A 14,111-nucleotide genomic window follows, 5' to 3' on the forward strand; every position below is an offset into this window, starting at 1 on the left:
AGTGATGGATTTCGACTTCACCGACCGGCAGGTGCACTGGCGCGACCGGGTGCGCGAGTTCATCGACCGCAAGATCCGCCCCGCCGTTGCGACCTACAAACAGCAGGATGCGAGCGGCGATCGCTGGAAAGTCATCCAGGTCGTCGAGGATCTGAAGGCCGAGGCGAAGGCCGCCGGCATCTGGAACCTGTTCATGCCGCCGCGCAGCAGCGCGCACCATCATGTCGACGAGACGTTCGAATTCGAAGGTCCGGGGCTCACCAACCTCGAATATGCGCTGTGCGCCGAGGAAATGGGCCGCGTCGGCTTTGCGAGCGAGGTGTTCAACTGCTCGGCGCCCGACACGGGCAATATGGAAGTCTTCCATCGCTATGGCACCCGCGCGCAGAAGGACAGATGGCTCGCCCCGCTGATGAATGGCGAGATTCGATCGGCCTTTCTGATGACCGAACCCGCGGTCGCCTCGTCCGATGCGACGAACATCGAAACGCGGATCGAACGCGACGGCGACGACTATGTCATCAACGGCGTCAAATGGTGGTCGTCGGGCGCGGGCGATCCGCGCTGCAAGGTCGCGATCGTCATGGGCAAGACCGATTTCGGCGCCAAGCGCCACGCGCAGCAGTCGATGCTGGCGGTCCCGATGGACGCGACGGGCATCAATATCCTGCGCCACCTGCCCGTCTTCGGCTATGACGATGCGCCGCACGGCCATATGGAAATCGAGCTCAAGGACGTTCGCGTCAAGGCCGAGGACGCGATGCTGCTCGGCGAAGGCCGCGGCTTCGAGATTGCGCAGGGCCGCCTCGGGCCGGGGCGTATCCACCATTGCATGCGGACGATCGGCGTCGCCGAAGAAGCGCTCGAACGGATGTGCAAGCGGCTCCAGTCGCGCGTCGCCTTCGGCAAGACGGTGGCCGAACACAGCATCTGGGAACAGCGCATCGCGCGCGCGCGCATCGACATCGAAATGACGCGCCTCCTGTGCCTGAAGGCCGCCGACATGATGGACAAGGTCGGCAACAAGTCGGCCGCGGCCGAGATCGCGATGATCAAGGTGCAGGCGCCGAACATGGCGCTGCAGATCATCGACGATGCGATCCAGGCGCATGGCGGCGGCGGCGTCAGCGAAGATTTCGGCCTCGCCAAAATGTATGCCGGCCAGCGCACGCTGCGCATCGCCGACGGTCCCGACGAAGTCCACGCCCGCGCCATCGCGCGCATCGAGCTGGCGAAACATTCGCCCGCCGCGCAGGACGATCGTTTCTCGTCGGGCGACATCGGCGTTACGCGTTAAACCGTCCCACGTCCGTTCGTGTCGCGCGAAGTCGAGACACGAACGGCCACAACCGGTTCTCGATGTCGCTCGAACCGAACGGAGAAGATACATTGACCAAAGCCGCCGTCCTGATCGAACCCGGCAAGCCCCTCGTCATCGAGGAGGTCGTCGTCGACAAGCCCGGCCCGCACGAGGTGCGCATCCGCACCGCCGCCTGCGGGCTTTGCCATTCGGACCTGCACTTCATCGACGGCGCCTATCCGCACCCCCTGCCCGCCATCCCCGGCCATGAAGCCGCCGGGATCGTCGAGGCGGTGGGCAGCGAAGTCCGCACGGTGAAGCCGGGCGATGCGGTCGTCACCTGCCTCAGCGCCTTTTGCGGCCATTGCGAGTTCTGCGTTACCGGGCGCATGTCGCTGTGCCTTGGCGGCGAGACGCGCCGGCCGGTCGGATCGGCGCCGCGCATCACGCGCCCCGACGGATCGCCGGTCAACCAAATGCTCAACCTCAGCGCCTTTTCGGAGGTGATGCTGGTCCACGAACATGCGTGCGTCGCGATCGATCCCGAAATGCCGCTCGACCGGGCGGCGGTGATCGGCTGCGCGGTCACGACCGGCGCGGGCACCATCTTCAACGCGTGCAAGGTGACGCCGGGCGAAACGGTCGCGGTCGTCGGTTGCGGCGGCGTCGGGCTCGCGACGATCAACGCCGCCAAGATCGCGGGCGCGGGGCGCATCATCGCCGCCGACCCGGTTCCCGAAAAGCGCGAACTGGCGATGAAGCTCGGCGCAACCGATGTCGTCGACGCGCTCGCCGACGATGCCGCCAAACAGATCGTCGAAATGACCAAGGGCGGCGTCGACCATGCGGTCGAAGCGGTCGGGCGTCCTGCCTCGGCCAGCCTCGCCGTCGCCTCGCTGCGCCGCGGCGGCACCGCGACGATCCTGGGCATGATGCCGCTGTCCGAAAAGGTCGGGCTGGGCGCAATGGACCTGCTTTCGGGCAAGAAGCTGCAGGGCGCGATCATGGGCGGCAACCGCTTCCCCGTCGACATTCCGCGGCTCGTCGATTTCTACCTGCGCGGCCTGCTCGATCTCGACAGCATCGTTGCCGAGACGATCCCGCTCGACCGGGTCAACGAAGGCTTCGACAAGATGCGAAAGGGCGATGCCGCGCGGTCGGTGATCGTGTTCGGCCAATGACGGAAACAATCGACGCGCAAAAGGCCTTCAGCGGCACCGTCGCGCCCGAGGGGGCCGACGTCCTCGACGAGGCGAAGCTGACCGCCTGGATGGAAGCCAATGTCGAAGGGTTTGAAGGCCCGCTGACGCAGAGCAAATTTGCCGGCGGCCAGTCGAACCCGACCTACAAGATATCAGCGCCGTCGGGCAATTATGTGCTGCGGCGCAAACCTTTCGGCCCGCTGCTCCCGTCGGCGCACGCCGTCGACCGCGAATATAAGGTGCAGGCTGGCCTCCATAAGATGGGCTATCCGGTCGCGCGCCAATATGGGCTGTGTACCGATGACAGCGTGGTCGGCAGCTGGTTCTATGTGATGGGGATGGTCGACGGCCATACCATCTGGGACGGATCGATGCCGGGGTCGACCCCCGAAAACCGCCGCGCGACCTATTTCGCGATGATCGACGCGCTCGCGGCGCTGCACAGTGTCGATGTCGAAGCCGCCGGGCTTTCGGACTTCGGCAAGCCGGGCAATTATTTCGGGCGCCAGGTCGATCGCTGGACCAAGCAGTACCGGCTGTCCGAGACCGAGACGATGGACGAGATGGAGCGGCTGATCGAATGGCTGCCCGCGACCTTGCCCGAACAGACGCGCACCAGCGTCGTCCACGGCGATTACCGGATCGACAATATGATCTGGGCCAAGGACCGGCCCGAGGTGCTGGCGGTGCTCGACTGGGAATTGTCGACACTCGGCGATCCGCTCGCCGATTTCACCTATGTCGCAATGGCGTGGGTGACCGAAAACGGCGGCCGTTCGGGGGTGATGGACCTCGACCGCGCGGCGCTCGGCATTCCGGAGCTCGACGAGGTGGTCGATCGCTATTGCGCCGCGACCGGGCGCGACAGCGTTCCCGACATGAACTGGTATTTCGCCTATAATTTCTTCCGCCTCGCCGGCATCATGCAGGGGATCAAGAAGCGGGTCATCGACGGCACCGCATCGTCGGCCCATGCCAAGGCGATGTCCGAACGCGTCCTGCCGCTGGCGCAAAAGGCGTGGCACTTCGCGCAGCAGGCCGGCGCATGAGCCTGTTCGACATGACCGGACAGGTCGCGCTGATCACCGGATCGTCGCGCGGCATCGGCAAGGCGACCGCCGAAGCGATGGCCGAACAGGGCGCCAAGGTCGTCATCTCGAGCCGCAAGCAGGATGCCTGCGATCAGACCGCGGCGGCGATCAACGCGCGCTTTGGCGAAGGCACCGCGATTGCGGTTGCCGCGAACATCTCGTCGAAGGAGGATCTGCAGCATCTCGTCGACGCGACACGCGCCGCCTTCGGCAAGATCACCGCGCTCGTCTGCAACGCGGCATCGAACCCCTATTATGGTCCTGGCCTCGGCATCAGCGACGACCAGTTCCGCAAGATCATGGACAATAATATCCTGTCCAACCACTGGCTGATTTCGATGGTCGCACCCGAAATGCTCGAACGCGGCGAAGGATCGATCACGATCATCAGTTCGATCGGCGGGCTCAAGGGATCGCCGATCATCGGGGCCTACGGAATTTCCAAGGCGGCGGACATGCAGGTGGCGCGCAATTTCTCGGTCGAGTTCGGCCCCAAGGGCGTCCGCGTCAATTGCATCGCGCCCGGCCTGATCCGCACCGACATGGCGCGCGCGCTGTGGGAAAATGAAGAGAATCTTCGGCGTTCCACCGCGGCTTCGACGCTGAAGCGCATCGGCGAACCGCACGAGATCGCCGGCGCGGCGGTCTTTCTTGCCAGCAAGGCGGGGGCATTCACAACCGGCCAGACCATCGTCTGCGATGGCGGAGCCACGATATCGGGAGGCGCATGATGGGCGCATTGGACGGCAAGATTGCGATCATTACCGGCGCGGGCAGCGGCATCGGCCGGGCAAGCGCGCTGCGCTTCGCCGCCGAAGGCGCGAAACTCGTCATCGGCGACAAGAGCGCGGCGGTGCATGACACGGCGCAGGAAGTGAAGGACGCAGGCGGCACCGTCGTCGCGCTGGAAGTCGATGCCGGTGTCGAAGCCGATGTTGCGCGGCTGGTCGCGACCGCACAGGAAAATTACGGTGGGGTCGACATCGCCTTCGCCAACGCCGGGATCATCGGCGACATGGGCGGCATCTTCGACATCTCGCCCGAGGCCTGGGCCGAAACGCTGCGCGTCAATCTGATCGGCCCGGCGCTGATGGTGAAGCATGCGGGCAAGGCGATGGTCGATCAGGGCCGCGGCGGCGCGATCCTGCTGACCGCGAGTGTCGCGGGGATCAATTCGGGCGCCGGCCCGGCCGCCTATTCGGCGTCGAAGGCGGGGGTCATCAACCTTGCCAAGACCGCGGCGCAGCAGATGACGTCGGCCAATGTGCGCGTCAACGCGATCTGCCCCGGCCTCACCGAAACCGGGATGACCAAACCGACCTTCGACTATGCAAAGGAGAAGGGCGTCACGCACAAGATCGGCCAGCTCAACCCGCTAAAGCGCGCCGGCCAGCCCGAGGAGCTCGCCAATGTCGCGCTCTTCCTGCTCAGCGACCAGGCAAGCTACGTCAACGGACAGGCGATTGCGGTTGACGGGGGCCTCACCAGCTCGCACCCGGTGACGCGCCAGCTTCTCGGCCAGACATCGCACTAAGGACGACGCCCCATGGGTCACGGATTCGATACCGCGCGGCTAGACCGCATTCCAGCCTTTCTCGGCGCGAAATATGTCGCCGCCGGCCGCCTGCCGCATGCGGCGACGATGGTGTCGCGGCGCGGCGAGATCGCGCATCTGTCGTGCATCGGCGAGGCGCGTCCGGGCGAGGCGCTGAAAGAGGATGCGATCTTCCGCATCGCCAGCATGACCAAGCCGATCACCAGCACCGCCTTCATGATGCTGGTCGAGGAGGGCAAGGTCGCGTTGTCCGATCCGCTGGTAAAGTTCTGCCCCGAGTTCAAGGACACCGGCGTCTTCGTTGCGGGCGGCGGCAATGTGCCCTTCCTGACCCGGCCGCCGGTGCGCCCGATCCTGATGGTCGACCTGCTGCGCCATACCGCCGGCCTCACCTACAGCTTTCAGGAGCGTACGCCGGTCGACGCCGCCTATCGCAAGACCAAGATCGACGATTTCGACGCCGATTATACGATGGACAGCTTCATCGCGGGGCTCGCGAAAATCCCGCTGCAGTTCGATCCCGGCGCGCACTGGAATTATTCGATGGCGACCGACGTCCTTGGCGCGGTGATCGAGCGGATCGAGGGCAAGCCCTTTGCCCAGGTGCTGCAGGAGCGCATCTTCGGCCCCCTCGGCATGGTCGATACCGGGTTCAAGGTGCCTGCGGACACACAGCATCGGCTGACCGACTGCTACGCCTTCGACCCGAAGGAGAAGATGAAGGGCTTCGACAGCGGCGACCGCAGCCGCTGGGCAAAGGACCGCAGCTTTCATTCGGGCGGCGGCGGGCTCGTCTCGACGCTGGCCGATTATCACCGTTTCTGTCTGATGCTGCTCGGCGGCGGCAAGCTGGACGGCACGCGAATCATCAGCCGCAAGACGCTCGCCCTGATGACCGCGAACCACCTGGTCGGCGGCGGCGACCTGACGCAGCATAGCGTCGGCATCTTTTCCGAGGACGAAAATGCCGGGGTCGGCTTCGGGCTCGGCTTCGCGGTCACGCTCGACCCGGCGGCGGCGGGCATCCCCGGCTCGGCGGGGGATTTTTATTGGGGCGGCATGTTTTCGACCGGCTTCTTCGTCGATCCGGTCGAAGAAATCTGCATGGTGTTCATGACCCAGCTCATGCCCTCGTCCACCTATCCCGTGCGGCGCGAGGTCAAGACGCTCGTCCACGCCGCGATCGACGACTGAAATGATGTATATGTTCGAATAAAAAGGGCCTGTATCCCCGCGAAGGCGGGGACCCATCTCCTGCCGGTGCCAGATCGTGCCGTCCGGTGATGGACCCCCGCCTTCGCGGGGGCACAAGGCTTTTCTGACAGGCTTTAGATTGAGAGGAGCTTTCCCATGTCCGATGAAACCCCCGTATCCGTCACGATGCAGAAGGATGGCGAGATCGCCGTCGTCATCGTCAACAACCCCCCGGTCAACGCCCTGTCGTGGCATGTCCGTCAGGGGTTGAAGGATAATTTCGAAGCCGCGCTCGCCGATGACGGCGTCAAGGCGATCGTGCTGCGCTGCGATGGCGCAACCTTCATCGCCGGCGCCGACATCAGCGAATTCGGCAAGCCGCCGCGCGGTCCCGATTTCAACGCCGTGCTCAACATGATCGAAGCCGCGACCAAGCCGGTCGTCGCTGCCATCCACGGCACGGCGCTCGGCGGCGGCCTCGAAACTGCGCTCGTCTGTCATTATCGCGTCGCGGTCCCGTCGGCGAAGCTCGGCGTGCCCGAGGTGAAGCTGGGGCTGCTGCCCGGCGCGGGCGGCACGCAGCGCCTGCCGCGCGTCGTCGGGGTCGAAGCCGCCGCGACGATGACCTCGCTCGGCGACCCCGTCCCCGCGCCACGCGCGAAGGAGATGGGCCTCGTCGATGCGCTGGCGGGTGAGGACAGCCTTGCCGCCGACGCAATCGCCTTCGCCCGCGCCAAGATCGCCGACGGCCCGCGCCCGACCCGCGAACGCGCCGTGTTCGGCGACGTCGGCGTCATCGAAAAGCTGAAGACCGCGAACGCGAAGCGCTGGCGCGGTTTCGAGGCGCCTTACGCGAACCTCGCCTGCGTCGAGGCGGCGACGCGCCTGCCCTTCGACGAAGGGCTCGCCTTCGAGCGCCAGGAATTCATGAAGCTGATGATGGGCAGCCAGTCGGCGGCGCAGCGCCACATCTTTTTCGCCGAACGCCAGGCGGCAAAGATCGACGGCCTGCCCAAGGACACGCAGCTGCGCGACATCAAGAAGGTCGGCATCATCGGCGCCGGCACGATGGGCGGCGGCATCATGATGAACTTCCTGCAAAAGGGCTTTCCCTGCACCATCGTCGAGATGCAGCAGGAAGCGCTCGACCGCGGCCTGGGCGTGGTGCGCAAGAATTATGATGCCAGCGCCGCGAAGGGCCGCTTCAAGCCCGAACAGGTCGATCAGATGATGGGGCTCATCACCCCCGCGCTCGAACTCGACGCGCTCGCCGACTGCGACCTCATCATCGAGGCGGTCTACGAGAATATGGACGTCAAGAAAGACATCTTCGGCAAGCTCGACAAGATCGCAAAGCCCGGCGCCATTCTGGCGTCGAACACCAGCTACCTCGACGTCAACGAGATTGCAGCGTCGACGAGCCGCCCCGGCGACGTGCTCGGCATGCACTTCTTCTCGCCCGCCAATGTGATGAAGCTGCTCGAAGTGGTGCGCGGCGACAAGACCGCCCCCGACGTGCTGGCGACCGCGATGGCGATCGGCAAGAAGATCGGCAAGGTCGCCGTCGTCGCCGGCGTCTGCCACGGCTTCATCGGCAACCGCATGCTCGCACCGCGCCAGATCGAGGCACAGAAGCTGTTGCTCGAAGGCGCGACCCCGGCGCAGGTCGACAAGGTGCATGTCGATTTCGGCATGCCGATGGGACCGTTCCAGATGAGCGACCTTGCCGGCGTCGACATCGGCTGGCACCGCGACCCGAACCGGATCGAAAGCATCCGCGACGCGCTGTGCGCCGAAGGCCGCTGGGGCCAGAAGAAGCAGGCGGGCTTCTATGACTATGACGACAAGCGCAATCCGTCGGAAAGCCCGCGCGTTGCCGAGATCATCGAGGAGTTCCGCCAGAAGGCGGGCATTCAGAAGCGCGAGATCAGCGATCAGGAAATCGTCGAACGCACGCTCTATCCGATGGTCAACGAAGGTGCCTTGATCCTCGCCGAAGGCAAGGCACAGCGCGCGAGCGATATCGATGTGGTGTGGATCTACGGCTATGGCTGGCCGGTCTATCGCGGCGGTCCGATGTTCTGGGCGGGCCTTGAAGGCACCGACAAGATCGCCGCGGCGCTGGAAAAGCACGGCTTCACGGTGGCACCGCTGCTCGCCGAGAAGGCCGCGGCGAAGGCGGGCTTCTAAACCAGCGCGAAACGAAGAAAGGGCAGCCTGTCCCCGCTTGGGTCAGGCGGCCCTTCTTTTGTCAAAATCACGGCGACCGGCCGTAAAAACAGCGGCGATTCAGGGTTAAGATCATGGCGGCATCGGCCGTTAGGGCAGAGCATGAACGCCATGTCCTTTGCCCTCGCCCTGCTCGTCGCTGCGGGCGCACCGACGGCAGCGCAAGCTCCGCCGCCGCAGGCAAGCGCCGTGGGCGTCGCCCGCGCGCGCATAGTGGCCCCGGCCGAGGTGCGGCGGGTGAACGGCCGACTGGAAGTGCGCTCCGGCGACAGCAAAGCGCCCACGCAAGTGCATCGCACCAAAAGGCTCAATGGCGGCGAGACAGCGGATTTCTATTGAACTGGTGCCGGACCGCGGTGGGTTCGGTTATCGACCGATTGCGGACATGGTTGTTTGTCCATAATGTCGATCATCGCGCGGCCAAACTCGCGCATGGCGATGAAATCGGTTTAACCTCGAGGGACATTTATGGGCGGCTCGGCTGCATTATTCTTTTTGCCGGTCCTTATGTATGCAGTTGTGCAGACCGCCAGAGATGTGCGCTCTAAAGCCTGGCTTTTGTCAACGTGGGGCCTGCTAACTATCTTGATCGTCGCTTGGGCGACTCTCCTGTTGTTGAGCGGTCCGCAGCACTGAGCCTCCGTGTCGCAATCCATTCTTGCACGAACGTGAAACGTCCGCTCCCCTCCCCAAAGTCGTCGTTCGCCGTCGATCTGGGTCGTATGACCGGAATCGACCCCAAACGGTCACGGGCGGCGTTGCGGCTCAATCCTGCAATGTCTTGATGATCGCGGAAAAATCATGTCCGCCTTCATCGGCGGCGACGAACGCTTCATAGAGTTCGCGGGCCTTCGACCCCATCGGGACCTCAGCCTCGACGCTCGCTGCCGCTTCCATCGCGAGGCGGAGATCCTTGAGCATCAGGGCCGCGGCGAACCCGCCCTTGTAATCATTGTCGGCGGGAGTCGTCGGCCCGACGCCCGGGAGCGGCGCATAGCTGGTGAGCGACCAGCATTGCCCCGACGACACGCTGGCGATGTCGAAGAATTTCTGCGGGTCGAGCCCGAGCTTCTGCGCAAGCGCAAGCGTTTCGCACGTCGCGATCATCGAGGCGCCGAGCAGCATGTTGTTGCAGATCTTCGCGCCCTGCCCCGCACCCGCGTCGCCGGCGTGGATCACCGCCTTGCCCATTTTCGCGAGGATCGGTTCGGCGCGCGCGAAACCTTCGTCGGTGCCGCCGACCATGAAGGTAAGCGTGCCCGCATTCGCAGCGGCGATCCCGCCCGAAACCGGCGCGTCGACCGCGACGAGGCCCTTCGCCGTCGCCGCTTCGATGTTCGAGCGCGCGGTTGCGACGTCGATCGTCGAGCAATCGAGCAGCAGAGTGCCGGGCGCGGCATTGGGAAAGACCTCGGCGTCATAAACGCCCGCGACATGCTTGCCCGCAGGGAGCATGGTCACGACAGCCTCGGCGCCGGTCACCGCCTCGGCCGCCGATGCGGCGCGGGTGCAGCCCGCTTCTACCGCCCGCGTCAGCGCCTCTTCGCTGAGGTCGAAGGCGCGGACGTCGTGGCCCGCCTTCGCAAGGTTCGCGGCCATCCCGCCGCCCATGTTGCCTAGTCCGATAAAGGCGATTTTCATATTTCTCTCCACAAACCTCAATGACTTGTGTGTCCCCGCGAAGGCGGGGATCCATCATCCGGCAGTTTGAATTGCGCCGTCCGATGATGGGCCCCCGCCTTCGCGGGGGCACACAGCTTTTCACTCAAAAGATGGATTATGTTCGAGACGATCACCGCCCCTTCCACACGCCTTCGCGTTTTTCGATGAACGCGGCCATGCCTTCGACCTTGTCCTCGGTCGCGGCGAGGATCTGGAACAGGCGGCGTTCGTAGAGAAGGCCCTGGTCGAGCGTCGTTTCGAACGCCGCGTTGACCATATCCTTGTTCACCATCGCAGCCATCGGCGGCATGCCTGCAATCGTGGTCGCGGTCTTCACCGCTTCGTCGACGAGCGTTTCATGCGCAACCACGCGTGCAACAAGGCCCGAACGCTCGGCTTCGGCGGCGTCCATCATCCGGCCGGTGAGGCACATTTCCATCGCCTTCGCCTTGCCCACCGCGCGGGTCAGCCGCTGCGACCCGCCCATGCCGGGGGCGACGCCGAGCTTGATTTCGGGCTGGCCGAATTTCGCTTTTTCCGACGCGATGATGAAGTCAGCCATCATCGCCAGTTCGCAGCCACCGCCCAAGGCAAAACCGTTGACCGCGGCGATCCACGGCTTCCTGACCTTCTTCGCGAAGTCGCTCGTCCATTTCGAGAAGAAGTCCTCGAGATAGAAATCGGCGGCGGGCTTGTCGGCCATTTCCTTGATGTCGGCGCCCGCGGCGAACGCCTTGTCGCCCGATCCGGTAAGAACGGCGCAGCGCTGGCTGTCATCGGCCTCGAAAGCCGCGAATGCGGCGATAAGGTCGTTCAGCACATCGGAGTTCAGGGCATTGAGCGCCTGCGGGCGGTTGAGCGTGACGAGCGTGACGGCGCCGCGCTGTTCGACGAGGAGGGTTTCGTAAGTCATTCGGTATCTCCTTCGTCATTCCGGCGAAGGCCGGAATCTCAACGGTGAGACCCCGGCCTTCGCCGGGGTGACGGTTAGGCTAGAGGGGTCCATTTCTCATTCTCGGGCAGCGGCGCGAAGATCGCGTCGATCCAGTCGTCGGTGACTGCCTCTGGTGTCGGCGGGTCCCATTTCGGGCTGTTGTCCTTGTCGATGATCAGCGCGCGGACGCCCTCGATGAAATCGTGCATCTGCACCACCCGGCTGCCGATCGCATATTCCTGCGTCATCTGCGCGGCGAAGTCGTGCATCGCACCGCCTTCCTTGAGCTGGCGGAGCGCGACCTTGCAGGTTTGCGGCGATTTGCCGTGGAGCGTCGCCAGTTCCTTTTCGGCCCATTCTCCGCCATCGGCTTCGAGCGCGGCAAGAATCTCTTCATAGCTGTCGCTGGCGAACAGGCGGTTGATCCGGTCGATATGCTGCATGATCGCGGCGGGCGGCGCGGTGACCGACAGCTCGCCCAATATGCCGCCAATGCGGTCGGGGTGCTGCGCGATGCGCGCCTTTGCCTCGGCGAGCTTTTCGGACGGCAGATAGTGGGTCGCGAGGCCCAGCGCGAGACATTCGGCCCCGTCGAGCCGCGCGCCGGTGAGCGCGAGATACGCGCCGACGCGCCCTTCCAGCCGCGGCAGATACCAGCCGCCGCCGACGTCAGGGAACAGGCCGATCCCGGTTTCGGGCATCGCAAAGCGCGTATGTTCGGTCGCGACACGATATTTCGCCGGCTGCGAAATGCCGACCCCGCCGCCCATGGTAATGCCGTCCATGAAGGCGACGACGGGCTTCGCATAGGTGAAAAGCAGATGGTTGAGGCGATATTCGGTGTGGAAGAACTGCCGCGCCTCCATTCCGTCCTTGGCGCCGCTTTCCGCAAGCATGCGAATGTCGCCCCCGGCGCAGAAGCCGCGGCCTTCGCTATGGTCGATAATGACCGCCTCGACGGCCTCGTCATCGCGCCATCCGAGCAGCGCATCGATCATCGCCCGGCACATCGGCAGGTTGAGCGCGTGGATCGCCTTCGGACGATTGAGCGACAAGCGGCCGGCATGGCCGTCGATCGAAATCAGAACATCTTCGGTCATTGGCGCAGCAAATCCCTTCCCACGATCATCCGCATGACCTGATTGGTGCCTTCGAGGATCGAATGGACGCGCAGGTCGCGCCAGAAACGCTCGATCGGATAATCCTTCAGATAGCCGTAACCGCCGAACAATTGCAGCGCGTCGTTGACGATCTTGCTGCCGTTGTCGGTCGCAAGCCGCTTCGCCATCGCCGAGAAGCGCGACTTGTCGGGCGCGTTCGCGGTGACCTTTGCCGCCGCCATATAGAGGAGGGCACGCGCGGCTTCGAGGTCGGTTGCCATGTCGGCAAGCATGAACTGGGTGTTCTGGAAATCCGAAATCGGCTGGCCGAACTGCTGGCGGTCCTTGGTATAGGCGATCGCCTCGTCAAGGCAGCGCTGCGCCCCGCCGAGCGAGCAGGCGCCGATGTTGAGGCGGCCGCCGTCGAGCCCCGCCATCGCAAAGCGGAAGCCGTCGCCTTCCGCACCGACGCGGTTTTCGACCGGCACCTTCACATTGTCGAAGATCACCTGCGCGGTCGGCGAGGCGTTCCAGCCGAGCTTGCGTTCCTTCGCGCCGAAGCTGACACCGGGCATGTCCTTTTCGATGACGAGGCAACTGATCCCCTTCGGTCCCGGCTGGCCGGTGCGCACCATCGTCACATAAAGGTCGTTGACGCCGGCGCCCGAGATGAACTGCTTGGTGCCATTGACGACATAATGGTCGCCGTCGAGCGTCGCGGTGGTCTTGAGCGCCGCAGCGTCGGACCCCGAACCGGGTTCGGTGAGGCAGTAGCTGGCCATGCGGTCCATGGTGACGAGATCGGGAAGATATTTCGACTTCACCGCAGCGCCGCCGAAGCTGTCGATCATCCAGCTCGCCATATTGTGGATCGAGATGAAGGCGCTCGTCGCCGGGCAACCGTAGGACATCGCCTCCATGATCAATGCCGCCTCGAGCCGGCCGAGGCCGATACCGCCCGATTCCTCGCTGACATAGATCGCCGCAAAGCCGAGTTCGGCCGCCTGCTTGATCACGTCGCGCGGGAAATGCGCCTTTTCGTCCCATTCGGCCGCAAAGGGCGTGATGGCGTCGGCGGTGAACTTGCGCGCCATGTCCTGGATCGCGCGCTGGTCGTCGGTAAGCTGGAACTGGTCGGTCATATCCCTGTCTCTAAAATGGCCTCGGCCTCGATTTCGACTTTCCATTCGGGGCGGATCAGCGCCGGAATGACGAGCATCGTGGCGGCCGGGCGGATCGCGCCGAATATGGCGCCATGCGCCTGTCCGACGCGATCGGCATCGGCGGCGTCGGTGATATACATGCGGGTGCGCACGACGTCGGCGAAGCTGCCGCCCAGGGCTTCGAGCGCTTCGCCGATGATCGTCAGGCAGCGCGCGGCCTGCACTCCGGCGTCGCCGACGGTCGACGAACCGTCGGGCTCGATCGGCGCGCAGCCGGCGACGTCGATGCGATTGCCGACCCGGACCGCGCGGCTGTAACCGTACACGGGCTCAAAGGGCGACGCCGAGCCGTGATTGCGCCGCCAACCGTCAGCCACACGTAACCTGCGTGATCTTGTAGGCGTCGTCGTACATGACGTTCACCCGGTCCTGCCGATAATCCATCGTCATCGCGCTGCGCGGCGGGCCCCAGCGCAGCGTGCGCGCGCCGGTCGCTTTCAGGATGGCGCCGCCCAGCTCGGGGCTCGCGGTCTGGCCGACATAGCTTTGCGCCGCATCGGCGCTGCACGTCATCGCGGCCGGCGGCGGCGCGGCATCGGAGGGAGAACCGTCCCCGGCGCTGGCGCAGGCGGCGAGCGGCAGGACGGCGGTGAGGGTCAGAAAACGGATATCCATCATATA

The 14,111-nt window shown here is 64.8% G+C and carries 14 protein-coding genes; 8 read left to right on the forward strand and 6 right to left on the reverse strand.

All coding sequences use genetic code 11. The features are described from left to right. The first annotated feature begins 4 nt into the window (after nucleotides 1-4). The 8 genes from ACT17R_RS06280 (at nucleotide 5) to ACT17R_RS06315 (ending at nucleotide 8,910) form a co-directional block, all read left to right on the forward strand. Entirely contained in the window at nucleotides 5-1,297 is a 1,293-nt protein-coding gene (locus tag ACT17R_RS06280) for an acyl-CoA dehydrogenase family protein (RefSeq protein ID WP_444809152.1), read from the forward strand. A gap of 92 nt (nucleotides 1,298-1,389) precedes the next feature. Next, nucleotides 1,390-2,481, forward strand: coding sequence for a Zn-dependent alcohol dehydrogenase (locus ACT17R_RS06285; RefSeq protein ID WP_062903104.1), 1,092 nt, complete (start codon nucleotides 1,390-1,392; stop codon nucleotides 2,479-2,481). Further along, a complete protein-coding gene (locus ACT17R_RS06290) occupies nucleotides 2,478-3,551 on the forward strand; it encodes a phosphotransferase family protein (RefSeq protein ID WP_263587801.1) in 1,074 nt (357 codons plus the stop codon). Before ACT17R_RS06285 ends, ACT17R_RS06290 begins: the two co-directional genes overlap by 4 nt. Continuing rightward, nucleotides 3,548-4,324 (forward strand): SDR family NAD(P)-dependent oxidoreductase, encoded by a 777-nt coding sequence (locus ACT17R_RS06295; protein ID WP_003041355.1) that lies wholly within the window; start codon nucleotides 3,548-3,550, stop codon nucleotides 4,322-4,324. The genes ACT17R_RS06290 and ACT17R_RS06295 overlap by 4 nt, the downstream gene beginning before the upstream one ends. Then, on the forward strand, nucleotides 4,324-5,127 hold the full coding sequence (locus tag ACT17R_RS06300) for an SDR family NAD(P)-dependent oxidoreductase (protein ID WP_444809394.1): 804 nt from the start codon (nucleotides 4,324-4,326) through the stop codon (nucleotides 5,125-5,127). The genes ACT17R_RS06295 and ACT17R_RS06300 overlap by 1 nt, the downstream gene beginning before the upstream one ends. A 12-nt stretch (nucleotides 5,128-5,139) precedes the next feature. After that, nucleotides 5,140-6,342, forward strand: a complete 1,203-nt coding sequence (locus tag ACT17R_RS06305; protein WP_444809153.1) for a serine hydrolase domain-containing protein — start codon at nucleotides 5,140-5,142, stop codon at nucleotides 6,340-6,342. A 156-nt stretch (nucleotides 6,343-6,498) separates the two neighbouring features. After that, entirely contained in the window at nucleotides 6,499-8,532 is a 2,034-nt protein-coding gene (locus ACT17R_RS06310; protein WP_217372727.1) for a 3-hydroxyacyl-CoA dehydrogenase NAD-binding domain-containing protein, read from the forward strand. Nucleotides 8,533-8,673: 141 nt separating this feature from the next. Beyond that, the gene (locus ACT17R_RS06315) at nucleotides 8,674-8,910 is read left to right on the forward strand and encodes a hypothetical protein (RefSeq protein WP_062901653.1); all 237 of its coding nucleotides are present in this window, start codon (nucleotides 8,674-8,676) and stop codon (nucleotides 8,908-8,910) included. A gap of 426 nt (nucleotides 8,911-9,336) precedes the next feature. Here ACT17R_RS06315 and mmsB read toward each other — a convergent pair whose 3' ends face one another. The 6 genes from mmsB to ACT17R_RS06345 form a co-directional block, all read right to left on the reverse strand. After that, on the reverse strand, nucleotides 9,337-10,212 hold the full coding sequence (gene mmsB, locus ACT17R_RS06320) for a 3-hydroxyisobutyrate dehydrogenase (protein WP_062901652.1): 876 nt from the start codon (nucleotides 10,210-10,212) through the stop codon (nucleotides 9,337-9,339). A gap of 151 nt (nucleotides 10,213-10,363) precedes the next feature. After that, the gene (locus ACT17R_RS06325; protein ID WP_062901651.1) at nucleotides 10,364-11,146 is read right to left on the reverse strand and encodes an enoyl-CoA hydratase-related protein; all 783 of its coding nucleotides are present in this window, start codon (nucleotides 11,144-11,146) and stop codon (nucleotides 10,364-10,366) included. 74 nt (nucleotides 11,147-11,220) lie between these two features. Continuing rightward, complete coding sequence (locus ACT17R_RS06330) at nucleotides 11,221-12,267, reverse strand: enoyl-CoA hydratase/isomerase family protein (protein WP_062901650.1); 1,047 nt, start codon at nucleotides 12,265-12,267, stop codon at nucleotides 11,221-11,223. Next, nucleotides 12,264-13,409 (reverse strand): acyl-CoA dehydrogenase family protein, encoded by a 1,146-nt coding sequence (locus ACT17R_RS06335; RefSeq protein ID WP_062901649.1) that lies wholly within the window; start codon nucleotides 13,407-13,409, stop codon nucleotides 12,264-12,266. Before ACT17R_RS06335 ends, ACT17R_RS06330 begins: the two co-directional genes overlap by 4 nt. After that, nucleotides 13,406-13,807 carry a RidA family protein gene (locus tag ACT17R_RS06340; protein WP_062901648.1) on the reverse strand — a complete coding sequence of 134 codons (402 nt, stop codon included), beginning with the start codon at nucleotides 13,805-13,807 and terminating at the stop codon, nucleotides 13,406-13,408. Before ACT17R_RS06340 ends, ACT17R_RS06335 begins: the two co-directional genes overlap by 4 nt. Continuing rightward, on the reverse strand, nucleotides 13,800-14,108 hold the full coding sequence (locus ACT17R_RS06345) for an I78 family peptidase inhibitor (RefSeq protein WP_062901647.1): 309 nt from the start codon (nucleotides 14,106-14,108) through the stop codon (nucleotides 13,800-13,802). Before ACT17R_RS06345 ends, ACT17R_RS06340 begins: the two co-directional genes overlap by 8 nt. Nucleotides 14,109-14,111: the final 3 nt, after the last annotated feature.

Origin of the sequence: Sphingopyxis sp. Q841 (genome assembly GCF_052384365.1) — a bacterium.
GTDB classification, from domain to species: domain Bacteria; phylum Pseudomonadota; class Alphaproteobacteria; order Sphingomonadales; family Sphingomonadaceae; genus Sphingopyxis; species Sphingopyxis terrae_A.